The organism is Ensifer sp. Root278 (assembly GCF_001429285.1).
In the GTDB taxonomy this organism is placed as follows: Bacteria; Pseudomonadota; Alphaproteobacteria; order Rhizobiales; family Rhizobiaceae; genus Ensifer.
This window is the reverse complement of record NZ_LMJJ01000013.1, coordinates 20,758-45,197: the sequence shown is the minus strand read 5'-3', so window position 1 is coordinate 45,197 and position 24,440 is coordinate 20,758. Positions and strand designations below refer to the sequence as shown.

The following is a 24,440-nucleotide window of genomic DNA, read 5'->3' as shown; positions in this document are numbered from 1 at the left end:
ACGACATGAAAAATTTGGACGTAACCCGCCGCTCGACTTTGAAACTGCTGGCGACGGGCGCAGGCGTATTGGCCGCGCCATCGATCATCCGTCCCGCCTTTGCTGAGAGTAAGGTCGTCAACATCACGACCTATGACAAATTCGTACCGCAGTCCTTCATCGACCAGTTCCAGAAGGATACGGGCATCGAGGTCCGCATCCGGCTGACCGACGACCAGGGAAAGCAGTACAACCTGCTGACCGCCGAAGGTGCCACGCCTTCCACGGACATCGTGACCGTTACCGGCCACCGCCTGTCTCAGTTCATGAAGTCCAACTTGCTGGCGTCCCTCGACACCGCGCGGCTCAAGAACTGGGACAAGCTTGCCGCCGCCTACAAGGGTGCGCCGCAGCTCACCGTGGACGGCAAGACCTTCGGCGTGCCGCTGCTTGCGGGCTTTGAGGGTCTCGTACGCAACACGGAATACGCCAAGGCCTCCGATAGCTGGGGCATCATGTTCGATGACGAGAACAAGAACCTGACGTCGTACATCGTCAGCGACTTCCTCTCCATCGTCATGCGCTACCAGGGCAATGACGGCGACTATGTGACCTATGGCGACAAGCCCGATGTAGCGCAGACCGCAACGAACCAGGCGCGTGACTTCCTGATCCAGCACAAGGACAAGGTGCGCAAATACTACGATGCGGGCTCCGAGCTGCAGCAGATGTTCGTCAACGAGGACATCTATCTGGCGCAGGCCTGGTCCGGGCCGGCCGCCAAGCTCGTCATGGACGGCCATCCGATCGAGATCTCGGTGCCCAAGGAAGGGACCTTCGGCTTCCTCTATTCGTTCAACGTCGTCAACAACGCGCCGAACGCGGACGCCGCCTACACCTTCCTTGATGCGATCCTGTCCTCGCCGGAAATCGGCGCGGCGATGACCCGTCAGTCCGGCTTCTCTTCGGCCTTCGACGGGGTCGACAAGGTGCTGAACGACAAGGAGCGCGCGGCCCTGTCGCTGCCGCCCGAGCAGGTCGAACGCATCCAGTTCTTCAGCTCGATCAACCGCGACATGAAGAACGACATGATCGACAAGGCCGCTGCGGAGATCAAGGCAGCCTGACTGCGGCCTTCTGGGTGACCGGTCTTCCGGCCGGTCACCCATAAAAAATGGACTCTTCCAGAGCCGGGAACAAAAGAATGCTGGATACGACAACGCAACCGCGATCCGTCGGTTTGCCGACGGCACCGCGCTACGCCGGATGGATCGGCAGGGCGGCGAGTTCGGGACTCTATCGCAACACGATCGGGCTTCTCGTCGACAGCCGACGTGTGCGTCTCGCCGTGCTTGCGGGCGTGCCGCTTCTGTGGATCGCCATGCTGCACATCGGGCCGATCTTGCAGATGGCCAATATCAGCCTTCTCGCCAACTATCCGCCGCAACCCGACAAGAGCAGCGAGTACACGCTGGCAAATTACGGGCTTTTCTTTTCCGACCGGCTCTATTTCGTGCCCTTCGTCCGCAGCCTGGTCTTTGCCGCGGTGGTCACGATCTCGACGCTGGTGATCGTCTATCCCGTCGCCTACTACGTCGCGAAGGTGGTGCAGCCGAAGAACCGGATGCGGGCATTGTTGCTGTTGCTCATTCCCTTCTGGGCCGGCGAGCTGATCCGTACCTTTTCGGTCATCATGTTGCTTGCCAATCGTGGAGCGCTGAACGTGCTCCTCAGGGAATTCGGCTTCATCGACCGGCCGATCCCGATGCTCTACACCTTCTTTTCGCTGAGCTTCGGCGTCATCTATCTGCTTGCGCTCTACATGCTCCTGCCGCTCTATTCGGCGATCGAGAAGATCCCGACACCGCTGATCCAGGCGGCGGCCGATCTTGGTGCCGGACCCTTCCAACGGTTCCGCCGGGTCATCTTGCCGCTCTCGAAGGACGGCATCGTCTCCGGCTGCAGCCTCGTCTATCTGACCGCCGTCGGCGTCTTCGCCGCGCCGCTGCTGCTGGGCGGCCCGAATTCAGTCATTTTCCCCGAGGTCATCGCGACGCTGTTCCACGGGTCGAACGACAAATGGCCGGAAGGCGCTGCGTTCTCGATGATAATGCTCGTGGTGTCGCTGACGACCGTCGGACTTTTCATGCGGATCGTCGGCGGCCGCTCGGTCCGGCTGATGTAAGGGCGGGCCGATGCGAACCTATTTCAACGATCTCCCCAAAACAGCGCTCGGCGCGTCCTATTGGATCTTCGCCGTCTATCTGGTCTTGCCGCTGACGCTGATGACGGCGATGAGCTTCAAGGACGCGAACTTCATCGCTTTCCCGATCGGCAACTGGACCCTTTCCTGGTACGCCAAGGTGGTCCAGGATAAGCAGTTCCTCGAAGCCTCGCTCTATTCGATCGGCATCGCGCTCGCCACCACCGTTTCGGCAACGATCATCGGCGTTTGGATCGCGCTTCTCGTTTCGGCGGAAAACATTTGGGGCAAGGCGGTCATTTTCGCGCTCGCCTGTCTGCCCGCCGTGGTGCCGGGGCTGATCAACGCCATTTCCATGCGCATCTTCATCCGCACCGTCGACATTCCGACCGGCACCTTCGCGATCATCCTGGCACACACGGTCCATGCCGTGCCCTTCGTCGTCATCATGGTGCTGACGCGGCTGCGCTCGATGCCGGCCAATCTCGTGGATGCGGCGCGCGATCTCGGTGCCGATCCCTTCATCGCCTTCCTCCGCGTCACCATCCCCTATCTGATGCCGGCGCTCTTCGGCGGCATGATCTTCTGCGTGCTGACCAGCATCGACGACTTCGTCCGCACCTTCTTCCTCGGCGGCTACCAGCCGACATTGCCCATGCTGATCTTCGCCAAGGTGCAAGGGGGCATGTCGCCGGAAATCAACGCCATGGCAACGATCGTTCTCGTCGTCACCACCGCCATCGGCATCTATGCCGAGCATTTCACCCGCCGTTCCAGGAGCTGACGCGAATGCAGCCTGTCGTCCATTTCAAGAACGTCAACAAATCCTATGGGGCCCTTACCGCCGTCGACGATCTCGACCTGGCGATAGAGCCGGGCCAGTTCGTCACGCTGCTCGGCCCGTCCGGCTGCGGCAAGTCGACGACCCTGCGTATGCTCGGCGGTTTCGATAGCCCGACCTCAGGGGAGATCTATCTCGAAGGCAAGCCGATCTCGCACCTGCCGCCCAACAAGCGCAACGTCAATATCGTCTTCCAGGACTACGCGCTTTTCCCGCACCTGACGGTCGGCCGCAACATCGCCTTCGGCCTGGAATTGAAGGGGATGCAGCACGCGGCGATCCACAAACGGGTCACCGGGCTTCTCTCCCTTGTCTCGCTCCAGGACCATGCCGAGCGCATGCCCGCCCAGCTCTCCGGGGGACAGCGCCAGCGCGTGGCCCTGATGCGGGCGCTGGCGCCCGATCCGAACGTGCTGCTGCTCGATGAGCCGCTTTCGGCCCTCGACGCGAAGCTGCGCCAGCAGATGCAGATCGAGCTGAAATCGATCCAGCAGAAGACCGGCAAGACCTTCATCTTCGTCACCCACGACCAGGAGGAGGCGCTGACCATGTCCGATGTCATCGTCGTGATGAACAAGGGCAGGATCGAGCAGATGGGCGGCCCCGATGAGCTCTATGCCCGGCCCCGCAGCCGCTTCGTCGCGGATTTCATCGGCCAGAGCAATTTCCTCGAGGGTGCCGTCGTCTCTGTTTCGGACGGAATCGCTGCTGTCGAATGGCGCGGCAATGTCGTGCACGCGGACGTGAACGGGACGTCGCCCGTGCCCGGTGAACGCGCCACGTTGGCGCTTCGGCCGGAGGCGCTTTACTGCCTGTCGAGCAAGCCCGAGGGACGGCCGGCGCTCAAGGGACGCGTCGATCAGCGTGTCTTCAAGGGCGCGCACACCACGCTGACCGTCGCTCTCGAAAACGGCAGCAGCCTTCTTGTCCAGATCGATCCCGTCGCGCTTTCGCATATCGAGGGTGACGACGTGTGGGTGGGCTGGCGCGACCGGGACGCCGTCCTGCTGGCGAATTGAACTGGAGACCGGGATGATCAACAATCTACAACAACAGCAACGGCTTGCGGAGCTGAACGCGCGGGTAAGGCAGGATCTCAGCTATCTCAACTACCCGCCAGCCAATTGGTCGAAGCTCGTCACCACCTCGGCCGGCGACCCGGTGAGCGATGTGGTCGTCATTGGTGGCGGCATGTGCGGGCTTGTCGCCTGGCATGCCCTGACGCGCGCCGGCATCGCCAATCTGCGCATCGTCGACCGTGCGCCCAGGGGTTTCGAGGGGCCATGGGTAACCTACGCACGCATGGAAACGCTGCGCTCGCCGAAGATCCTTCTTGGCCCGGCGCTCGGGGTTGCCTCGCTCAGCTTCCGTGCCTGGTTCACGGCACTCCATGGCGAAGCGGAATGGGAGGAATTGTTCCGGATTCCGCGCCCGATGTGGATGGACTATCTGCGCTGGTATCGCGATGTGATGGACATTCCGGTCGAGAACGACACGCACGTCACCCGCGTCGTGCCGCGCGCCGACGGGCTGCTGGAACTTGAAATCGCCGGTGGGGCAAAGCCTGCGATCGTCACCCGCAAATTGGTGATGGCCACCGGCCGCGACGGTCTGGGTGAGCCGACTATTCCCGACTTCGTCAGGGGCATGGAGCGGCATACCTCCTGGGCGCATTCGGCCGACGACATCGACTTCGATCGACTGAAGGGCAAACGCGTCGTCGTCATCGGCGTCGGCGCTTCGGCGGTCGACAATGCGGCAGAAGCGTTGGAGCAGGGGGCAGGGGAGGTGCGCCTTCTCGCCCGCCGCAAGGAGATGCCGACGGTCAACAAGCTGATGGGCATCGGCTCCTACGGGGTCACCGCAGGTTTTGCCGAGATTTCACCGGAATGGCGCTGGCGCCTGATGGATTATGCGGCCAAGCAGCAGACGCCGGCGCCGCACAACTCGACGCTGCGCGTCAGTCGGCATGCGAACGCCTATTTCCACTTCGACTGCGGTATTCGGTCGATGAAGGAGGAGGGCGGCGAGGTCGTCATCACCACCACCAGCGGCCGCGTCTTCCGCACCGATTTCGTCATTCTCGGCACGGGTTTCACCATCGATCCATGGAGCCGCGGCGAGCTAGCGCCCTATCAGGACCAGATCGCCTGCTGGGAGCACCGCTATACGCCGCCGGCAGGCGAGGAGAACCCCGGACTTGGGCGCTTCCCCTGGCTGAACGGAGACTTCTCCTTCACCGAGAAGGAGCCGGGTGCAGCACCCTGGCTGATGGATATCCATTGCTTCAACTACGGCGCATCCGTCAGCGTCGGCAAGGTCAGCGGCGATATCCCTGCCATTAGCGAGGGCGCCCTGTGGTTGGCGCGCGGTGTTGCCGCCTCGCTCTTCATTCGTGACGTTGATTACCATTGGGAAGCGCTCATCGCCTACGAGAAGCCGGAACTCGACGGGACCGAATGGGTCGATGCCGATGCGCCAACGCCGGCACAGAAGACGGCATGAACCCCTCCGAATTTCAGACGACTGGAAAAGCCAATGACCGCTCCATCGACAAACGACGTGATCGATACCGTACTAGGCCTTGATCGCTTCCCCGACCTTCAGGCGCTGCGCGAACAGCGGGCAAAGCTGAAGCACCTGAGCCAGACGAGCTACCAGGCGGCCCTTCGTCCCGCCGAAGCGCGCAACTTCTCCTATGCGCTGAGGGCAGCGCTTGCCGCACGCATGGCGGCACTGTGGAAGTCGCAGGAGCTCGCCGCCCACTTCCGGGAATTGCTCGAGAGTGAGGAGGGGGGCTCCGCCCTGGTGTCGATCGCCAATCCAGGCAACGGGGCCGAAGGTGCGGATACGCGCCTTGTTGCGATCCTCGCCCATGTCGATCTTGTCACGCTTTCCCCGAAGGAGGCGACGCGCGCCAACATCGAAAAGCTCACCGCCGCAGGGCTCGACGACCGGGACATCGTTACGCTCGCCGGCCTCATCGCTTTCGTGAACTATCAGGTGCTGGTGGTGGCCGGCCTCAAGATGCTGAGGGACAACTGAGATGTCGCAACCCGTACACGAATTCACCATCGAGCCCCTCGACTGGAAGCCCTATGTCAAATCGGTCGATGTCGAAACGGCGACGGTCGAACAGCTCGATGCGCTGAAGATCACGCCCTCCAACAAGAAGATCTCGGACTATGTCCTGGTGCTCGCCAACGAGCCGGAAACCTTGAAGGAGCGCACGCCGCTCTTCAACGACATCATGTATAGCGAGGGCGGGCTCTCCCGCGGCGGGCGGGAGATCGGAGCGCTCGCCGCCTCCTTCGTCAATCACTGCATCTATTGCGCGTCCGTCCACGCGGCTCGTTACATCCAGCTCGAAAGGCGGCCGGAGGTGGTGGACGAAATCTATGACCGCGGCCTCGACGCGAACCTGCCGGAATTCGAGCAGGCGCTGTTCAATTTCGGTGTTGACCTTACGGCCCATCCCGACAATGTCGGTGCCTACCAGTTCTACCATTTGCGCGAGATCGGTCTCGACGACCTCCAGATTATCGATCTCATTCATGCGGTCGCGATCTTCGGCTGGGCCAACCGGCTGATGCATACGCTCGGCGAACCGCACCGGCTGGATTGAGTGGGACACGCGCCTTCCGACCACGCGGGCTTTACGGTCCGCCCCTTCGACATCACCCATCGCGACGTGCTCCGCATCGCGCTGCCGATGATGATCGCCTATCTGTCGAGCCCACTCGTCGGGCTCGTCGCGACCGGCGTCATTGGTCAGTTGCGCGATGAGGCCCTGATCGGGGGCGTGGCGCTTTCCACCGTCATTTTCGACGTCATCTTCGTCACCTTCAACTTCCTGCGTGGTGCGACCACAGGTTTCACCGCGCAGGCGCTAGGGGCGGGTGACCGGCGCGAACGGCAGCGCATGCTCGCCAGCGGTCTCATTATTGCGCTCGTCGCGGGGTTGGCGCTGCTCGCGCTGCAGAAGCCGCTCGGCGCGCTTGGCCTTGCCGCAATGGGAGCGGAAGGAAAGGTCGCCGAGGCGGCCGCCACCTATTTCGCCTGGCGTGTCTGGTCGGCACCCTTCGTGCTGTTCAATTTCGTGGTCTTCGGCTGGATCATCGGACGTGGCGACGCGCTCTGGGGCATGATCCTGCAAACCCTGCTGAATGCGCTGAATGCAGCGTTGAGCATCTCCTGGGCCCTGGGCCTCGGCTGGGGCGTGGCGGGTGTTGCGGCCGCCTCGCTGGTGGCCGAGGCGGTTACTGCGCTGGCTGGACTTTATCTCGTCTGGGCGAAGACCGACCGAACCGCATGGAACCTGCCGAACCTTGCTGCTTTCCGTCGCGCCTTTTCGGTCAATGGCGACATGATGATCCGCTCCTTCGCGCTTCTGATCGGCCTGTCCTTCTTCACGCGCCAGAGCGGCATGCTCGGTATCGAGATTCTTGCGGCGAATACGATCCTTCTACGCTTCTACTTCTTCGGCGTCGCTTTTCTCGACGGGGTGGCAACAGCGGCGGAGCAGCTTGCCGGCCGCGCGGTCGGCGCACGCTATCGGCCGGCCTTTGATCGTGCGGTGGGACTGACGACATTGTGGGGCTTCGTCTTCGCCGGTCTTGTGGCACTCGCGCTGCTTGCCGCCGGCGACTGGGTGATCGGCATCACCGCCCCAACGGAGAGCGTGTCCGCGCTCGCGCATAGGTATTTGCCCTATGTCGCAGCACTTCCGATCTTCGGCATCGTCGCCTTTCAGATGGACGGCGTCTACATTGGCGCCACCTGGTCGCGACAGATGCGAAACCTGATGGTGGCGTCGCTGGTCATCTACTTTGCAGCCTGGGCGGTCCTACAGCCTGTCTTCGGCAATGACGGACTATGGATCGCGCTGATCCTGTTCCAAAGTGCCCGCAGCCTTGCGTTTCGACTTATGCTGCCACGGTTGGCCGACCGTACGTTTCAGACAGGTACGGTAGCGCCTCGCTGATTGCGTCGCTCGGGTGCGTCGTTCCAGGGCAGGGCGCAAGTCCAGCGGTGCGGGTTGCATCTCACGCCCCGCTGGAAGCGATGCTCTATAGACAATTTCTCGCGGACCTTGTCCGCGCATTCCTACTGCAGAACGACGACGGCTTCGACCTCGAACAGCATAGGATCGATTGCAAGCTTGGGAACGGGAACCAGGGTCTGTGCCGGCAGCGCCGTGCCGAACATTTCCTTGACGTTCTCGGTCAATACGCCAAGCTTTGACATGTCGTGGTCAACCACGAAGATCGTGAGCTTGGCGACCTGATCCGGGCGTGCGCCGAGCGCATCAAGGGCTGCGCGCAAATTCGCATAGGCTTGCTTAACCTGAACGGCGAAGTCGGGTGACAAAGCGCCCGTGCCGTCTTGGCCGCCCTGTCCGGAAATGTAGGCCACCCGAGCACCGGGGGGCGTGACCACCGCGGTGCTATAGCCGTTCGGCGTGGGGTCGTAGAGGGTCTTGGGATTGACAATGGTCAGCTTGCTCTCATTCGCCGTTGCCGCACTGGGGATTCCGATATTCATGATGATTAGCCCTCCGATATGCACATGCTTGACTGTGCGTGACATGATTTTCTCGCTCCCAACGCCATGAGCACGGCTCTCCCGCCGGCATGATTTGACCATGAGTTGACGAATGACTCGTACGCTGTACGATTTATTTGCATCGTACAGCGTACGAGTCAACGGGCGAGGGTCGACATTCATCGTGTTTCCGGCCAAATTCGATGGACTGATTGACGAGGAAGACGGAATGGCGGCCAAAAGTAGCGGCACGCGGACGAAACGATCACCACGGGCAAATGTGAAACGCCAACCCGGGCAGGAACCGCGTAGCGACGCCTCGCTCTCTCTAGAACGTATCGTAACGACCGCGGTGGAACTGCTTGACGCTGAAGGCGTCGACGGGTTGACGATGCGTCGGCTGGCCGATCGCTGCGGCTCGGGGGTGATGAGCCTCTATTGGCACGTCGACACAAAGGAGGATGTCTTCGATCTCGCGCTCGACTCGGTGCTCGAATATCGCGGCCCTTGGCAAACAGGTGAGTCCCAGGACTGGCGTTCAGAAGTCGTCCATATGCTCGAAGACTGGCGCGCCAGCATGCTGCGTCATCCTTGGTCGGCATTGCTTTTGCCGAGCCGGGCACTTGGCGCAAACGTCCTCGGCCGTCTGGAGCTGCTCGGCACGGCCTTGTCCAGAGCCGGTGTCGCAGACGCGGATCTAAACGTGACAATCTGGTCGCTTTGGAACCATGTCCTGGGCGCCACCGTCACGCTCGCGAGCTTCGACCGATCGGACGAAGACAAAGCGGCCGCGCAGCAGCGCCTTACGCAGCTCAGTGAACGCTATCCGACGATCGAGCGCTCGCGGCTGTTGCTGGACAACGATTGGGACGGCACCTTCAGGAAGGGCCTCGATTTCCTTCTCGATGGCCTGACCCCGAAACAGTGAGGACGCTCGCGGCGAGGCAATCTTGTCGACGTGCTGTTAGCGGCGAGGACAAGAGGGAGAACGGGGCGACGACTGTCGCATCTCTAACTGGCCTATGTGTCGCATCTCTAAAATGCCGCTACAGACCATGTGGCGGCCAGGTTGAACTGTCCGCTTTGGCGCAAAGTTAAAATGTCACTTTGGATACGTCTTCAGCCATTTAGAAATGCGACAGCCGACATCTCCACTGGCGCTGAGGCAAGCCCCCGACCGGACCGGCTGGGCCGGGTTGCAAGGGAAGGGAGGGGGCGGGCGTAGGGCACCCCTTCGGCTTTAGCTTTCTCAGTTTCAATTAATGCGTTCCTGGTAGATGTTGCTGGCAGCTGAACGTGCAGGGCCAGGATCTCGCGATGCTTCCGGAAATCAGGCTGATGGGTGACGTCGATGTAGCCGCTTTGTCGCCACTGCTTCGCGGCATGGCCATGACGGTTTCCTACGCAGAGACCCAGGGAGGCATCGGTCTGACCGCGTCGGGGGCGATGAACCGCAAGTTCGTCCACTGGGCCGCTGTTCACTTCGATTGGCCCGGCTACACGTCGGACGACTTATACAGCATCAACAAGGTTCTCAACGAAGCCGATATGCCGCCGCTTTTGGTCGTGCGTGACATGCTCAAGTACTTGCGGCTTCTTCGGCGGCGAAAGGACGTACTGGTACCAACCCAACGCGGCCGAGACTTTCTGGCGAGACCGCAGGCCTTCTTCGATCTGATCGCGACGGATTATCTTTATGCTTATATCCACTACGGGCAGACGCAGGAGGCTGTCCGTAATCGGATGCGTTGGTGGCACGTCTTTCTCAATCTTATCAATATGAAAGCAGAAACGGGCTGTTCGTTGGACGACCTGGCGAACGAGCTATACCCGAGCGAATCGTACCCCGAGCCAGCAGAAATGACTGTCGAAACCTGGGCGGAACGGTCGGCGCTCCGCTACGATATCATTCGCCCGCTGTGCTGGCTGGGATTGCTGCACGAAGAGCGCGAGGGACTGACCATTTGGCAGCGCGGAACTTACCACAAGACACCCTTGTGGCCTGCATGTTTAAAGCTGGAATCGGACATGCAGTCCGAGTTTATTCTCCATTGAACTGTGCCGGGTAGGGTTGCCCTTGCTCCACCGCACTTCGCTGGGAAAGCGCCTGTCGCCGCCGAGCAATGACCGCTGGATCGGTCATGAAATCCGTCCGCTTGCCCGGCTTGCGGCCCCGCGGTTTGTAGCCAATCTTCTCGCTGTTCGTCTTTAAGGCCGGCTTCGTCTGCTGCTCCTGACGCTCCTTGATGTAGGCCAGGACATCACCGAGCCGCTTGTTCTCGGTGATCGCCGCATGCGTCACCCGCTGGTCCTTGTCGAACACCCGGTAGGTTAGGGAATGCCCCTTCCAGCGCACATCCAGCCTGCCGTCGGCAAGCGCGTAGGTCTCGACATAGCGACCGACCAGCCCGCGCGTCACCGCGGTCTCCTCCAGCATGATCCGCTGGCGCTCGAACGAAAACGTCAGCTGCGATCCGACATAGCGCTGCTCACGTTTGCACAGGACGTCGCGCAGCCGATCCGGGGCAAGGTTCAGCGGCCGATGCAGATCATCAGATCGGGCAGGGGTAATGGCAAACTGGCGGTTATAGCGCTCCATGAACCGAGGCAGGAAAGCGTTGCCGTCGTCCATGCCGCAGATGCCCTCCAGGCGCAGATCCTTGATCAACCGGTCCTGTAGCGTCCGGTTCATCCGCTCGACCCGGCCCTTGGCTTGGCTCGAGTTTGCGCAAAGAATCTCGATGTTTAGCTCGCAAAGTGCACGCCCGAACTGGGTCATGCCCTGACCGCCCTTGGCATCCTTCTTCGCAACCCGAAACACTGAATGCTTGTCGGAATAGAAGGCGACGGGAGCCCCATGCGCCTTCAGATAGAGCTCGAGCGCCTCGAAATAGCTGAACGCACTTTCCGAGCGTACAAACCGCAACTGCATCAGCTTGCCGGTCGCATCATCGATGAACACCAGCAATGAACATGGGTCACCGCGATCCTCGAACCAGCGATGCTCGGATCCATCGATTTGCACCAGTTCACCGTAGGCCTCGCGCCGCAAGCGTGGCTGATGAAACGTCCGCCGCTGCTTGCGCGACAGCCACAGGCCGGCCTCAGACATCCATTGGCGCAGGGTCTCGCGCGACACCGTCAGACCATCACGCTCGGCAAGCTTCTCGGCCGCCAGCGTCGGACCAAAGTCCACATAGCGTTCGCGAACGACCGTCACCGCACGGATCGAAGCCGCACCGCCGGTGTTGATCCGCTCCAGCAACCGACGCACCTGGCGGGTGCTCAGCTCAAGCACGCGCGCCGCCGACGCCAACGTCATCCGCCCGGCGGTCACTTTCGACAAAATCTCGATCCGCTGCAGGTCACGCTCGCTCATCGCAATCAATCCCATCCGCAATCTCCCAGGTCATCAAAACCCGGGGAGAGTGACATTCTTACTTTGCAGAAACAGGACACTTTAACTTTGCGGCTACACACAAGGATCACATAACATACATTATGGAACTATCGGATATGCCGGAAAACATGGATTGCGGCTGATCCTTGCCTCGCCGCGCTTGACCCGGCCTCCCGCGAAACGCGGGCGCGACGCAAACCTCAGCGCAACAGTTACCCCGGGAACGGTCGATGCAGTTGAGTCGCCTACAATGTAATCCAACTCTGGTTCGGTCATGGACGTTTCCGATGCCCACTTCACCCTGCGAAAGATACCTCAGCCTATGCGATAAGAGCGGACATAAGCGTTTTCGCCCGTCTCGTCTCCTTCGCGCAGCCAACGACAACCGGCATGATGCCGATCACCTGTTCGTCGCCACTCCTGAGAGCGCTACGATATCCCTTCCTCGCGAACGCATGCCAGCGATCGAAATCGGATCGGCCTTGTCCATGCTGGCAGCGGTAGTCCTCGCTACCTACGTAGAGCTAGAGGTCATTACCGGCACACTGAACCAGGTGCTCGACGGGTTGTTCGTCGAGGCGTCGTCGGTCCTTTGGTGACGTCACACGGGCCATTGGAGCGGAGCAATGATTCCGAACCAACGTCCGCCGCCGCATCGATCTCGGCCTCCTTATACGCTCCAAAGGAGCTTGGCGGATGGCGTGTCTCTGCCCGAATGGGTCAACGGCCTCTCGCGACATGCATGCCGTTTCAGTTAATCCTGGCGCCCCCCGCGGAGAAGAGGTGAATCTTCTCTCCTTTTGGCGCGAGGTGGACCTGCTGTTCAGGGCGAAGGTCCGCGCGTCGATGCAGAACGATAGCGGCCGTCTGCGTGCCGACGCGCACCGAAAGATGGGTTTCAGCGCCTGTCGGCTCAACCGTCAGGACCGTTGCTGGAATGCCCGTTTCGGCAAGCTCGAGGTCTTCCGGGCGGATGCCGTAGGTTCGGGCTTCTTTGCCGCCCAGGAACCCCGGTAGCGGCAGGGAAAGCCCGCCCTCGATACGGAAGCCACCGTCGCCAATGTCGCCTTCAAAAAGGTTCATCGCAGGCGAGCCGATGAAGGTTGCGACGAAGGTGTTATCTGGGCGGTCGTAGAGGTCGAGCGGTTTGCCGATCTGCTCGATGCGGCCAGCGCGCATGACGACGATCTTGTCGGCCATGGTCATCGCCTCGATCTGGTCGTGCGTGACGTAGACGATGGTGGTACCGAGCCGCTGGTGCAATTCCTTGATTTCGCTGCGCATCGTCACGCGCAGCTTGGCATCGAGATTGGACAGCGGCTCGTCGAACAGGAACACCTTCGGATGGCGGACAATTGCGCGCCCCATTGCCACGCGCTGGCGCTGGCCACCGGAGAGCTGCTTCGGCAAGCGATCGAGCAGCGGTTCCAGTGCCAGAATACCGGCGGCTTCCCTGACAAGCCGGTCGATCGTCGCCCTGTCGCGGCCCTGCAGTTTCAGGGCAAAGCCCATGTTCTCGGCGACCGTCATGTGCGGATAGAGTGCGTAGCTCTGGAACACCATGGCGATGTCCCGCTCCTTCGGCGCCACCTCGTTGACGATGCGGCCGTCGATGCGGATCTCGCCGCCGCTGATGTCCTCCAGCCCCGCCAGCATGCGCAGAAGCGTGGACTTGCCGCAGCCGGACGGGCCGACGAGCGTGACGAACTCGCCATCCTCGATATTCACGGAAACGCCGTGGATGACGGAGGCTGCCCCATATTGCTTCAAAACGCGATCGATCGTTACCGATGCCATTGTCTTCCTCCCTTAAAGCTTGAGTTGCCAGATTTTTGCACTGGCGGCGGCACCGGTTAGCGTCGCCGAACGAGCGGCGGAAAATCCCGGAATGCGCTTGGTGCCGGTCCAGCGGCCGTTGTCGGCGAACACCTCGATGGAACCTGCGTCGAGAAAGATGCGCAGCTCCGAAGGCTTGGCGCCGGATGCGAGGTATCGCGGCGGCTCTTTGCCAGTGCCGGCATCAAAGAGGATCGCCAGGCCGTCGCCATCAAGCTTCACGCCGAGCTTGACGTCCGGGTGATCGAAGGCGAGTTCAAACGAAGCGCCGGGCTTGGGCAGCGAGAGTACGATCTCGACCGCGCCGCTTTCAAGCGGAACCGTCTCGCCGGCAGCGAGCGCCGCTTCGTCGAGCAGCATGTGGCGGAGGCTTTCCGCTGCGACGCTCGGTGGCGTCAGAACGGCATCTCCGTCGAGAAGCACACGACGCGGCAGCGTCATTGCGGTCGGGAAGTCGTCTTTCTTGGAAAAGTCCGTCCAGTTGGCGAGCCAAGCGATGCCAACCGGCTCGTCGCCGTCGACGAAAGCCTGGAAGGCATAGGCGTCGGAACCGAAATCCAGCTCCTGCTCGAACTCGGCCAGGAATTTGCGGCCGTCAAAGCGGCCGACGGTAACCGACGTCAGGTTACGCCGGCCGGTTGCGGGATCGCGGCTGGTCAGCAGGCCGAAGATCAGCGCCCAACGGGTATCCGGATCGTCCGCCTTCCCACCGAGCGGCACCATGCAGGGGCATTCCGCTGCGGTCATACCGAAACGGTCCTCGCGATGAATGATGCCGAGGAAGGTCCAGCCGGCAGCGCCTTGTCGATCCGTCGTCTCATAGAGCAGAACGACGCCGCCCGACCTGTCGCGGCTGCCGAGCAGCATCTTCCAGCGGCCGTCCGGGCCCCTGAAGACGTAGGGATCCCGGAAGTCGGTGGTGAGGTTCAAGCCTTCCGGACGGACCGGCAGAACCACCTCGGATGCACCGGCGACGATGCCGTCGCGGCTGAGGGCGGAGAGCTGGATCTGCTCTTCCGGCTGCCGATCGCGAACGTGTTCGGTATAGAAGACGCGGATCTCCTCCCCCTCAGGTCCGGAAATGGGGATGGCCGAGCCGGAAAAGGCGCCGCCGCGGCCGTCGTCCCTTTCGGACAGATGATCCGCCGGAAAGAGGAACATCGGCAGGTGCGTCCAGTGGATCAGATCTGTCGAGACGGCGTGTCCCCAATGCATGGTGTTCCAGCGCAAACCGTGCGGATAGTGCTGGTAGAAGAGATGGCCGCGGCCGGCGAAACGGCCGAAACCGTTCGGGTCGTTCATCCAGCCGAAGGGCGGCCGGAAGTGGTAGCCGGCCGGCACCTGAGGCGGTGCGGTACGCATGTCGTGGTGCAACACGCGGATCCCCTCCTCCAGCACCGTCTGCGGATGGAATGCGTAGACCACTGAGAGCGCGGTCGTTTCCGCATCATAGGCAAGTACAGTGTGGCCACCGGTCCCGAGCGTCACCGCGAAGAATTCGAACTCCTCGGTGCGGCGCGTGGACGGATCGGCGATGTCATTGCGCTCGACACTCACGAAGAGCTTCGCCTTGCCGCCAGTTTCGCGCGCCTTGATCCAGAGATGCAGCACCGTGCCGGCGGCAAACGCGGCCTCAATGATTTCAAGCGCGGGGCTCGCGAGTTTTGTTTGGGAAGTCATAGTCAACCTTTCACGGCGGAGCCGACGAACGAGCTTACGAACCAGCGCTGGAAGGCGAGGTAGAGAATGAGGACGGGGATCATCATCAGGACGGACGCGGCCATGGCGCGGTCCCAGTAGATGCTGTCCTGTCCAAAGAAGGTGGCAATTGCGACCGAGATCGGCCTTGCATGGTCGGTCTGCGTTACGAGTGTCGGCCAGAGATACTGGTTCCAGCTCTCGATCCCCATGAGGATCGACACCGTTGCGAGCGCCGGCAGGCTGAGCGGCATGTAGATCGAACGGTAGATGCGAAAGGCCGAGGCTCCGTCCATTTCCGCCGCTTCATAGAGTTCCTTCGGCAGTTGCGCGAAGAACTGGTAGAAGAGGAAGACATAGAGCGGGCTTGCTACCCAGGGCAGGATCTGGACGGCAAAGGTGTCCGTCAGCCCTGCCCGCGACATCATGACGACGAGCGGCATGATGATGCTTTCCTGCGGGATGACATAGAGCGCAACGACGAGCGCAAGCAGGACCGCCTTGCCGCGCAGCGAGCCCCAGGCGAGCACAAAGCCTGCCATGGAGTTGATGATCAGTCCCGACACGACGGTGACAACGAGGATCACCAGCGAATTGAACAGGTAGCGGCCATAGGCAAGCTCGCCGGAGAAATTGGCGATCTCCCTGTAGTTCGAGAGCGTCGGGTCGCTCACCCAGAAGGCGCGGAAGCTGCCCATGTCCGCAAGGATGCGGAAGCGGTCGTCCTTGAGGCTGGCAATGAGCAGCATGAAGAGTGGCGAAATCATCACCAGAGCAACAATGAAGATGCAGACGGTCTGGACGGCCCGCAGGCCCGTCTTGCTGTTGCCCCGGGATATGGCCAGCGGGGCGGGCTGGTTGAGCACGAGATCAGACATCGAAGCGCCTCAGGAGTTTGCGCTGGAGAAGCGCGATCAGAAGAACGATGACGAAGAGAATGACGGAGACGGCAGAGGCATATCCGAGCTTCTGTTCCTCGAAACCGGCGCGCACCATGTAGTGCACCACGGTCTCCGTGCTTTCCTTCGGCCCGCCCTGGGTGAGGATTGCAACTTGGGTGTAGAGCTTGAAAGCCTGGATCGTCGTGATGACCAGCACGAAGACATGGGTGGGACGCAGGCCCGGCATGGTCACGTGCCAGAAGCGGCGCAGCGCGCTTGCCCCATCGATGCGGGCGGCGTCGTAAAGCTCTTCCGGAATGCCCTGCAGGCCGGCAAGGTAGATGATCATCTGGAAGCCATAGGCCTGCCAGGCCGACAGCAGCACGATCGAGAACATCGCCCAGTTCGGGTCGCCGAGCCAATCGATCGGCTGGATCATTCCAGCGGACAAGAAGCCGACGATCTGATTGAGCGGACCGCTCGGATACTGAAACAGCGTGCCCCAGATCACGCAGACGACAACCATGGAGGTGATCGCCGGCAGGAAGAACATGCCGCGCAGAAGATTGCGTATCGGCAGCTTCTGGTGGAGCAGCAGCGCCGTCAGGAAGGCCAGACCGCACTGGACCGGGAGCACCCAGACCGTGAAGCGCGTGACGTTCCACAGCGACGTCCAGAACAGCGGATCGGTAAAGACGCGCTGAAAGTTCAGGAGGCCGACGAAGCGCACCGGCGTCGGGCGCGGTACGAGCGGCTGGTTGGTCATCGCCGTCCAGAAGGACAGAAGGAACGGCGTGATCAGGAAGATGGCGAGCAGCAGCACGGCGGGCGCGATCATCGCGACTTCCTGCCAAAATCGCTGCCGGTCACGTCGCCTGCCGACGCGCGGAATGGCCGGCGCAGACGTCTGTTGCAAAGTCATGGTCTCCTCCTCATCGCTCATCCTCCCGAGATGGCGCAGGGCCGGTCAGAGTGACGGCCCAGCGATAACGCCTTATTGCTGTTCGTCGAACGGCGGATAGCCGGCGTTGTCCTCGATGTCCTGGTCGATCTTCCTGGCGGCGGCCGTCAGGGCTTCCTGTGCGTCGCCGCCGTTGAAGATCTTGTCGACCGCCTGCATGAAGGCCGAGGTAATCGTCGGATAGGCCGGGTGCGGCGGACGGGCGACCGCGGACTTCGAGGCCTGTTCGAAGGCGACAGCAAGCGGTCCGCCTTCAGCGTAGAGCGGGGATTCCGCTGCAAAGCTCTTCAGGCCCGGATAGGCCGACTGGGTCTTGGCGTAGTCGCGATAGTCCTTGTCCTTCAGAAGGAAGCTCAGGAACTTGCCCGCGGCCTCAGGATTTTCGGAGGTCGCCGAGATGCCCCAGATCCAGGTGCCGTTCGGGCTGACGCCCTTCTTACCGATCTTTGGCAGCGGCATGACGACGATATTGTCCTTCATCGCGGCGGCGGCTTCCGCATAGAACCAGTGCCCGCCCATGGCGAGTGCTGCCGGCTGGCCTTCGGCATAAAACTGGTTGGTACCCGACGACGTCGGAACGACCCAGCCGTTCTTTACCCACGTCTGCATCATGGTCAGCGCCTTGACGCAGGCTTCGCTGTCGAGCGTACCGCTCGCCTTCCACGCCTTGCGGTCGATCAGATCACAGCCAGCACTTTCGAGCAGCGGGCCATAGGCATAGGTGATCCACTCGGTCTTGATGCCGTAGCCGCGGAACGTGTCGATCGGCCACTTCACGCCTTCGAGCTTGGAGAGCTTTTCGAGATATCCTTCGAATTCCTCGCGCGTCCAAGCGTCGTCGACGGATTTCGGAATGCGTGCGCCGATGGCTTCGAGATATTTCTTGTTGCCGTAGAGGACGACCGAGGAGTCGGTGAGTCCGATCGCATAGAGGTCCTTATCGATCGGATAAGTGCCCTGGGCGATGTTCGAGCCGGTCATGTCGTCAAGGACATCCTTATCGACGAGCGGCTTGATCGGCTGCAGGTATCCGGACCAGACGTAGTTGGCGAGGAACGGTGCGTCGAGTTCCATCACGTCCGGCAACTGCTTGGCCATGACGGCGGCGCTGAACTTCTCGTTATAGGCGTCGTGCGGCGCGTAGATCAGTTCGATGTCGACATCCGGATTGGCGTCCTCGAAGCGCTTGGCGACATCGCCATAGGCCTTCACCCAGCCCGGATCGCCCTGGTGCATGACATGAACGACGGTTTTTGCGTCGGCAATACCGCCGCTCCCCAAAAGCGCGGTGGCGGCGCAGAGTGCATTGCGTAAACGATTACCCAAGTGCGCAGTCATTGTTTTCTCCTCCTGTTGAATGCGATCACAAAACTGAATTTAGACGGATGCCCGCTCGACCAGATGGAAGGGCAACTGCCGCAGATGCGGCGGCTCAGGTTGCCCGGCGAGCAGGATCTCCATGGCAAGGCGGCCCATCGCGCGGTGCGGCAGGGCCATTGTCGTCAATGGCGGATCCAATCGCGAGGCAAGCTCGACCTGGTTGTCGAAACTTGCCACCGCAATGTCGTCCGGGATGCGAAGGCCGGCACGCGCAAGCGCGGCATAGACCTCCATCGCCACGCGGTCGTTGCCGCACAGGATGGCGTCCGGCCGCTGACCGGAAAGAAGTGCCTCCACATGGGACGAGACAAGGCTTGGCGCGCGGTCGCTGTAAACGCTGCGGCGCACGGCCGGAAACACGCCGAGCGGGTCGATGCCTGCCTCCTCCAGCGCCGCACGAAAGCCCTTCTCGCGCAAGGACCCGGCCAGAATGCCCGGCAAGTTGATGAAGGCGATACGGCGCCGGCCTGCGGCCAGCAGGTAACGCACGATCTCACGTGCCCCGCCCTCTTCGTCCGGGACCAGCGACGTGACACGGCCCGAGGCCTCGCGGCAGTTGATCATGACCCCGACGGAACCGGCCAGGGTTGGCGGCAGATCGACGTCCTTGTGATACATGGCGGCGTAGGCAACGGCGCGCGGCCGGAACTGCTGCACTTCGTCGAGCACCGAGCCAATCGACTGTCCGCTGCTGTGGTTGACAGCGAAGACGGCCATGCCGGCGCTGCGCGCAGCCCCATCGAGTCCTCGCACAATTTCGGTGGCGAAGGGCGAGGTGATCAACCCATCGGACACAACGCCGACCAGCGGAAGCCAGCCTTGACGCACGCCGCGCGCCGCCAGGTTCGTTACATAGCCGAGTTCCTCCGCAATCGCCTTGACCTTCTGACGGGTCTCGTCCGACATTCGAGCGGACCCGCCGTGCAATGCGCCGGAGACCGTCTTCACTGAGACGCCCGCACGCTCCGCGATGTCAGAAAGGGAGATTGTCACGATTTGTGCCCTTTGTGGGTTATCGATTACCCATTAGTTCAAACCCGGCCCCATTGTCAAGCGGTCACCCGATCGAAACGCCACCATAAGCCTTGGAAGATGATCGCTGCGTAGAGCTTCGCGCCCGACATCGCTCCGCCAAGACGGCGAACAACCCTCCGATGACGCGAAATAGAGGTTGGGGCTCAAGAGGGACGAAAGCCGCTGTGCGTCCACTGCGGCTTTCTGTTTCAGTCGGGGTCAGGCCTGCTCAGAATTGCTTTGCAGCCCTCACCCGTCCGCCAACAGATTTCTGGCCGTCACCCTCGATGTCGAGAAGGAGGCTGGCGTCGAGCATCCAGAAATCGACGGTCTCCAGCGTCAGGCCGGCGGTCAGTGCGCCGTAGGCGCCGGAGCCGTCGAGACCGGCATAACCGGCTGTTGCACCGAGCTTCGGCGTCACAGTGGAGCCGTTCTCCAGGGTGAAGGAACGCCCGATCTCCGCCCCGAGACTTACTCGGAACTGTTCGGCGTCGAAGCCCTCGATGGTGATTTCGTCGCCCGCACCGTTGCGCACGCTATAGTCCTTGACCGTCTCGTTGAAGTAGACAGCCCGGAGCTCCGGCGTCAGCACCGTGGCCTCGTCGATTTGCCATTCGCCCATGATCGCCGTGTCGATCAACCAGCGTTTCGTGTCGAACGAACCGTCCCAGAAGGCTGTGTCGATGTCGTTCGCCGAGCCGCCATAGAGCAGGCTTGTATCCCAGAACACGCCCTTGCCGATCTCGAGCGAGGCATAGGGGCCGGCGAGCCAGCCGTTGCCCGTCAATTCGGCGTCCTCCTTCGTCGGATCGGTCATCCGGTCGAAATGGAGCGACAGGCCGACCAGCGCCTTTTCAGAAATCAGATAATCGGCGCCGAGATTGAGCATGGCGAAGCTGCCCCACTTGTCGTCGTTCTCGTCTCGCTTGTGCGCCATCAGCGTGCCGTCGATCCAGACGTTGAACGGCGGGGCATAGCCGCCGGCCGATTCCATTTGCGCAAGACTGGTCGCGAAGCTGGCCGTTATGCCATCTTCCGAAGGCGTCATACGGGCAGTGACTGGATCCGTGGCGTTGCCCAGCTGCCGACGTTCTAGAAGGCCCGGAACCCTGATCGAAGAGGCAATCAGGCCCTGCCGGGTCTGGACGAAACCGTGCACGAGGTCATCAATATTATCGGCGACCTCGGCAGGATTGTAGCCGATCTTGTAGGTCACCGTACCGGTGTTGGAGGCGCCTTGCGCGTTCATCAGCCTGAAGCCAACCCGCACAGTACCCGAGTAGGCCGGGTTCGGGATAAACTTCAGATACCAGCCGAGAGGCGTCGGACCCGCTGCGGCAAATTCACCCCGCACGATGCTCGCCGTGCCGGCATTGGCCGGTTCCACGAATGTGGGGCTCGCATCAGTGAACGGGCCGCCAGTGGCGCCGGCCTCGAGGTTGACATTGACCGGCATGCTGCCAGACGGAACGTCGACTGTCTTGTCAGTGACGGTGACGGCGCGTGTTTTGACCGTCAGAGTGTAGCTTGCCGTTCCGGTGGTGCCGTGACCGTCACGCGCTTCGATGGTGAAGCTAAAGTCCTTCGCCTCGGCCGCCGTATCGAGGGGACCCGTCAACTCGCCAGTGGAGATGTTGAGGATCATTCCGGCCGGCAACGTGCCGGATTTGAGGCTGTAGCTTAGCGCTCCCGCTCCCCCCGTTGCGAAGATCTGCTGGCTGTAAGCCTCACCAGCCATGGCCTCGGGCAGCGCCCCGCCGGCGGGGCTGAACGTCATGGCCGAGGCAGCCACCGTGACCGTGACAGCGCTTGAGGTCGCAGCGGCATTGTTGCTGTCACCGGAATATTCGGCGGTGATGGAATGCGCGCCGACGCTCAGCGCCGCGGTGCTGAAGGCGGACGTGGTGCCGGACACGGTGCCGGTTCCAAGCGTCGTGGATCCGTTCTTGAAGGTGACGGTTCCCGTCGGTGACGCGCCGCCGGCCAAGGTCGCCGTAAAGGTCACCGATGCGCCGAGCACCGGATTGCTGTCGGAGACCGAGACAGTGACCCTTGGAGCAACCGGCCCGACCGTAACGGTCACGGCGGCCGAGACCGCAGCGGCATTGTTGGCATCACCGGAATATTCGGCGGTGATGGAATGCACGCCAACGGCCAGCGCCGCGGTGCTGAACGTGGCCGTGGTGCCGGAAACGGAGCCGGTTCCAAGCGTCGTGGATCCGTTCTTGAAGGTGACGGTTCCCGTCGGCGACGCGCCGCCGGCCAAGGTCGCCGTGAGGGTCACCGATGTGCCGAGCACCGGATTGCTGTCGGAGGCCGATGCCGTGATCGTCGGAACCGATGTCTGGTAGGTAAAGCCACCATTGAACGTATCGGTTCCGTTCGGAGTAGTAAGGGCAACCACTACGGCTCCAGCGGCATGAGCGGGCGTCGTCACCGTGACCTCACCGTCGTCGACGACGGTGAGGTTGCTCCCGGTAACGCCGCCGAAGGTAACCGCAGTCGTATCGGTGAAACCCGTACCGCTAATGGTGACCACCGTGCCGCCGGTCGTGCCCCCGGCATTCGGGGTGATGTTGGCGATCGACGGAGCAGGCGCTGCGTCGTCATTGAGGACAGTGCCCATACCCTGGTTGTCGACGACCGTCGCGCCGGCGACGTTTGTGACATTGACGAAGAATGTCTCGTTCGGCTCAAAGTCCGTATCACCCAGCGCAAGCACTGTGAACGTGGCGTCGGTCGCACCCTGGCTGACCTGACCGCTTGCGGAATTGGTTGTGTAGTCGCCAGTGGCGTTGGCCGTACCGTTTGCCGTCGCAATGTCGAAGGTCACCCCGCCAACACCGGCCGGTTTGTCCAGCGATATCGTGAAGGTGAAGCTGGTGGTGCCGGAACTACCCTCGGCCTGGCTTATGTCATTGATCGACAATTTTGGCAGCGCACTCACGGTGATCGTGACCGTCGCGGCCGCGGACGTGCCCGCGATATTGGTGGCCGTGTAGGTGAAGCTGTCGGCGCCGGAATAGCCTGATGTCGGCGTGTAGGTGATTGTCGTGCCAGAAGCCGACGCGGTGCCGTGGGTCGGTACCGACGCAACTGCCACGCTATCTGCGGCGCCGCCCGTGAGGGCGAGCGTGATTGCGTTGTTCGCCGAATTGGCATCGACCGTCGCGGACGCATTGCCGGCGACGGGCGCCTGCAGCCCCAATATGGTCGTCAGCGAATAGGCGGCCGAGCCGCTCGCACCGTAGGTGTCTACTGCAGACACGGTGAAGTTGACGGTGCCTGTCGTCGTCGGGGTGCCGGAAAGAGTGCCTGTTGCGGTATTGAAAGACAGCCCCGTTGGGAGCGTGCCGGAGGTAATGGTGAGCCCATAGGTATAGGGCGCGGTGCCGAGCGATGCGGTCATTGACTGGCTATAGGCAACGTCGGTCGTGCCGCCGGGCAGCGGCCCTGCTGCTGGCGACAGGGCCAGTGTGGGTCGGTTCACCGTGATGGTGACCGTCGCGGACGAAGAGGTGCCGGCTGAATTCGTGGCGGTGTAGGTGAAGCTGTCAGAGCCGGAGTAGCCTGGTATCGGCGTATAGGTAACGGTCGTGCCGGAGGCCGACGCCGTGCCGTGCGAAGCCGCCGTGCCGATCGCCACCGACGTCGCCGTACCGGCGGAAAGGTTCAGCGTGATCGGGTTCGCCGACGAGTTCGCATTGACCGTCGCGGCTACTGCGCCTGCAACCGGGGGAATTTCGTTGACGTTCACCGTGTACCACCGGGAACCCGAGAATGGCGCGTTAAGGCCGGTTGAGCTGTCCGTGGCGGTGATCTCGAAGCTGTAGCTCCCAGCGGTGGTCGGCGTTCCGGAGAGCACGCCACCGGAAGCAAGCGTAAGGCCGGTCGGCAATGTCCCGGCTGCAGAGAGGGAATAGGGATTTGTGCCGCCGGAAGCCGTCAGCGTCTGGCTGTAGGCTGTGCCGACTGTCCCGGCCGGCAGCGAGCTGTTGGGCAAAACGACCACGGTCGGGGCCGATACGGTGATGGTAACCGTCGCCGGCGACGATGTGCCGCCCGCATTTGTCGCCGTATAGGTGAAGCTGTCGGGGCCGGCATAGCCTGGCGTCGGCGTATAGGTGATGGTGGCTCCCACAGCCGTCGCCGTGCCATGCGCAGCCGGCGCGCTGACCGCCACCGACGTCGCTGTTCCACCGGAAAGGTTCAAGGTGATGGGGTTTGCCGACGAGTTGGCGCTGACTGTCGCCGAAAGCGCACCGGCAATCGGAACGGCGGGGTTGACGGCAAAACTCTGCTGTACCTGCGGGGCAGCGTTATAGGACGCATCTCCGGCCTGGTTGGCATTGATCGTGCAGGTCCCGGTCGTCACGAAGCTCAGCTGTCCTGCGCCGTCAATGGTGCAAACGCCGGTGGTTGCGGAGGTGAAGACGGGGCTGAGCCCGGAACTGGCGCTCGCCGTCAGCGTCGGCGTCGTGCCGAAATTCTGCGGGCCCGGGTTGTTGAAGGTGATGGTCTGGTCGCTCTTTCCAACGCATGTGACCGTCGCCTGTACGGTTCCGCCAGCGGGCTCGCTCCAAGCGTAAACCACAAATTGAGTATCGTCAGCGGGTATTGTCAATGTAGCGTTTAGATTCAACTCCGCGCCGGGTGCAGCATATGCTTCAAATGAAGTGCCGTCAGACATATTAACGCCAGCG

General features: G+C 62.0%; 19 protein-coding genes. 10 read left to right on the top strand and 9 right to left on the bottom strand.

The genetic code is table 11. From position 1 onward, the window contains the following. The first annotated feature begins 5 nt into the window (after positions 1–5). From ASE60_RS13840 to ASE60_RS13805, 8 genes are all read left to right on the top strand, one after another. Entirely contained in the window at positions 6–1,106 is a 1,101-nt protein-coding gene (locus tag ASE60_RS13840; protein WP_057251145.1) for an extracellular solute-binding protein, read from the top strand. Between the two features lie 77 nt (positions 1,107–1,183). Beyond that, positions 1,184–2,164 carry an ABC transporter permease gene (locus ASE60_RS13835; RefSeq protein WP_082615841.1) on the top strand — a complete coding sequence of 327 codons (981 nt, stop codon included), beginning with the start codon at positions 1,184–1,186 and terminating at the stop codon, positions 2,162–2,164. 10 nt (positions 2,165–2,174) lie between these two features. Next, complete coding sequence (locus ASE60_RS13830) at positions 2,175–2,966, top strand: ABC transporter permease (RefSeq protein WP_057251144.1); 792 nt, start codon at positions 2,175–2,177, stop codon at positions 2,964–2,966. A 5-nt stretch (positions 2,967–2,971) separates the two neighbouring features. Further along, positions 2,972–4,042 carry an ABC transporter ATP-binding protein gene (locus ASE60_RS13825; protein ID WP_057251143.1) on the top strand — a complete coding sequence of 357 codons (1,071 nt, stop codon included), beginning with the start codon at positions 2,972–2,974 and terminating at the stop codon, positions 4,040–4,042. A 13-nt stretch (positions 4,043–4,055) separates the two neighbouring features. Then, on the top strand, positions 4,056–5,528 hold the full coding sequence (locus ASE60_RS13820) for an NAD(P)/FAD-dependent oxidoreductase (protein ID WP_057251142.1): 1,473 nt from the start codon (positions 4,056–4,058) through the stop codon (positions 5,526–5,528). 33 nt (positions 5,529–5,561) lie between these two features. Next, positions 5,562–6,068, top strand: coding sequence for a hypothetical protein (locus ASE60_RS13815; RefSeq protein WP_057251141.1), 507 nt, complete (start codon positions 5,562–5,564; stop codon positions 6,066–6,068). Between the two features lies 1 nt (position 6,069). Beyond that, a complete protein-coding gene (locus ASE60_RS13810) occupies positions 6,070–6,648 on the top strand; it encodes a peroxidase-related enzyme (RefSeq protein ID WP_057251140.1) in 579 nt (192 codons plus the stop codon). Next, positions 6,649–8,007 (top strand): MATE family efflux transporter, encoded by a 1,359-nt coding sequence (locus ASE60_RS13805; protein WP_057251139.1) that lies wholly within the window; start codon positions 6,649–6,651, stop codon positions 8,005–8,007. It abuts the gene before it with no gap. A gap of 122 nt (positions 8,008–8,129) precedes the next feature. On the opposite strand, the gene ASE60_RS13800 is transcribed toward ASE60_RS13805, so the two are convergent. Further along, positions 8,130–8,612 carry a RidA family protein gene (locus tag ASE60_RS13800; RefSeq protein WP_057251138.1) on the bottom strand — a complete coding sequence of 161 codons (483 nt, stop codon included), beginning with the start codon at positions 8,610–8,612 and terminating at the stop codon, positions 8,130–8,132. Positions 8,613–8,796: 184 nt separating this feature from the next. Between ASE60_RS13800 and ASE60_RS13795 the strand changes: the two genes are divergently transcribed. Together ASE60_RS13795 and ASE60_RS13790 are read left to right on the top strand one after the other, a co-directional pair. Continuing rightward, positions 8,797–9,495 carry a TetR/AcrR family transcriptional regulator C-terminal domain-containing protein gene (locus ASE60_RS13795; protein WP_057251137.1) on the top strand — a complete coding sequence of 233 codons (699 nt, stop codon included), beginning with the start codon at positions 8,797–8,799 and terminating at the stop codon, positions 9,493–9,495. A gap of 389 nt (positions 9,496–9,884) precedes the next feature. Beyond that, on the top strand, positions 9,885–10,622 hold the full coding sequence (locus ASE60_RS13790; RefSeq protein WP_057251186.1) for a hypothetical protein: 738 nt from the start codon (positions 9,885–9,887) through the stop codon (positions 10,620–10,622). Here the strand turns inward: ASE60_RS13790 and ASE60_RS13785 are convergent. From ASE60_RS13785 to ASE60_RS13750, 8 genes are all read right to left on the bottom strand, one after another. Then, the gene (locus ASE60_RS13785) at positions 10,609–11,961 is read right to left on the bottom strand and encodes an ISNCY family transposase (RefSeq protein ID WP_057251136.1); all 1,353 of its coding nucleotides are present in this window, start codon (positions 11,959–11,961) and stop codon (positions 10,609–10,611) included. The genes ASE60_RS13790 and ASE60_RS13785 overlap by 14 nt on opposite strands. A 756-nt stretch (positions 11,962–12,717) precedes the next feature. Then, positions 12,718–13,764 carry a sn-glycerol-3-phosphate ABC transporter ATP-binding protein UgpC gene (gene ugpC / locus ASE60_RS13780; protein WP_057251135.1) on the bottom strand — a complete coding sequence of 349 codons (1,047 nt, stop codon included), beginning with the start codon at positions 13,762–13,764 and terminating at the stop codon, positions 12,718–12,720. Between the two features lie 12 nt (positions 13,765–13,776). Further along, the gene (locus ASE60_RS13775; RefSeq protein ID WP_057251134.1) at positions 13,777–15,483 is read right to left on the bottom strand and encodes a GH32 C-terminal domain-containing protein; all 1,707 of its coding nucleotides are present in this window, start codon (positions 15,481–15,483) and stop codon (positions 13,777–13,779) included. Positions 15,484–15,485: 2 nt separating this feature from the next. After that, positions 15,486–16,379: a carbohydrate ABC transporter permease gene (locus ASE60_RS13770; RefSeq protein ID WP_057251133.1), complete on the bottom strand. Its 894-nt coding sequence runs from the start codon at positions 16,377–16,379 to the stop codon at positions 15,486–15,488. Next, positions 16,372–17,304, bottom strand: coding sequence for a sugar ABC transporter permease (locus tag ASE60_RS13765; RefSeq protein WP_057251132.1), 933 nt, complete (start codon positions 17,302–17,304; stop codon positions 16,372–16,374). The genes ASE60_RS13770 and ASE60_RS13765 overlap by 8 nt, the downstream gene beginning before the upstream one ends. A 72-nt stretch (positions 17,305–17,376) precedes the next feature. Continuing rightward, the gene (locus ASE60_RS13760; RefSeq protein ID WP_112994728.1) at positions 17,377–18,681 is read right to left on the bottom strand and encodes a sugar ABC transporter substrate-binding protein; all 1,305 of its coding nucleotides are present in this window, start codon (positions 18,679–18,681) and stop codon (positions 17,377–17,379) included. Positions 18,682–18,720: 39 nt separating this feature from the next. Beyond that, positions 18,721–19,716, bottom strand: coding sequence for a LacI family DNA-binding transcriptional regulator (locus tag ASE60_RS13755; RefSeq protein ID WP_057251131.1), 996 nt, complete (start codon positions 19,714–19,716; stop codon positions 18,721–18,723). 250 nt (positions 19,717–19,966) lie between these two features. After that, on the bottom strand, positions 19,967–24,331 hold the full coding sequence (locus ASE60_RS13750) for an Ig-like domain repeat protein (protein ID WP_057251130.1): 4,365 nt from the start codon (positions 24,329–24,331) through the stop codon (positions 19,967–19,969). Positions 24,332–24,440 lie beyond the last annotated feature (109 nt).

Excerpts from the sequence above, each read along its gene's own strand:
- ASE60_RS13760 (WP_112994728.1), bottom strand. The coding sequence starts at position 18,681 with ATGACTGCGCACTTGGGTAATCGTTTACGCAATGCACTCTGCGCCGCC.
- ASE60_RS13820 (WP_057251142.1), top strand. The coding sequence starts at position 4,056 with ATGATCAACAATCTACAACAACAGCAACGGCTTGCGGAGCTGAACGCG.
- ASE60_RS13795 (WP_057251137.1), top strand. The coding sequence starts at position 8,797 with ATGGCGGCCAAAAGTAGCGGCACGCGGACGAAACGATCACCACGGGCA.
- ASE60_RS13810 (WP_057251140.1), top strand. The coding sequence starts at position 6,070 with ATGTCGCAACCCGTACACGAATTCACCATCGAGCCCCTCGACTGGAAG.
- ASE60_RS13800 (WP_057251138.1), bottom strand. The coding sequence starts at position 8,612 with ATGTCACGCACAGTCAAGCATGTGCATATCGGAGGGCTAATCATCATG.
- ASE60_RS13830 (WP_057251144.1), top strand. The coding sequence starts at position 2,175 with ATGCGAACCTATTTCAACGATCTCCCCAAAACAGCGCTCGGCGCGTCC.
- ASE60_RS13825 (WP_057251143.1), top strand. The coding sequence starts at position 2,972 with ATGCAGCCTGTCGTCCATTTCAAGAACGTCAACAAATCCTATGGGGCC.
- ASE60_RS13835 (WP_082615841.1), top strand. The coding sequence starts at position 1,184 with ATGCTGGATACGACAACGCAACCGCGATCCGTCGGTTTGCCGACGGCA.
- ASE60_RS13815 (WP_057251141.1), top strand. The coding sequence starts at position 5,562 with ATGACCGCTCCATCGACAAACGACGTGATCGATACCGTACTAGGCCTT.
- ASE60_RS13765 (WP_057251132.1), bottom strand. The coding sequence starts at position 17,304 with ATGACTTTGCAACAGACGTCTGCGCCGGCCATTCCGCGCGTCGGCAGG.
- ASE60_RS13775 (WP_057251134.1), bottom strand. The coding sequence starts at position 15,483 with ATGACTTCCCAAACAAAACTCGCGAGCCCCGCGCTTGAAATCATTGAG.
- ASE60_RS13840 (WP_057251145.1), top strand. The coding sequence starts at position 6 with ATGAAAAATTTGGACGTAACCCGCCGCTCGACTTTGAAACTGCTGGCG.
- ASE60_RS13770 (WP_057251133.1), bottom strand. The coding sequence starts at position 16,379 with ATGTCTGATCTCGTGCTCAACCAGCCCGCCCCGCTGGCCATATCCCGG.
- ASE60_RS13790 (WP_057251186.1), top strand. The coding sequence starts at position 9,885 with ATGCTTCCGGAAATCAGGCTGATGGGTGACGTCGATGTAGCCGCTTTG.
- ugpC (WP_057251135.1), bottom strand. The coding sequence starts at position 13,764 with ATGGCATCGGTAACGATCGATCGCGTTTTGAAGCAATATGGGGCAGCC.
- ASE60_RS13785 (WP_057251136.1), bottom strand. The coding sequence starts at position 11,961 with ATGGGATTGATTGCGATGAGCGAGCGTGACCTGCAGCGGATCGAGATT.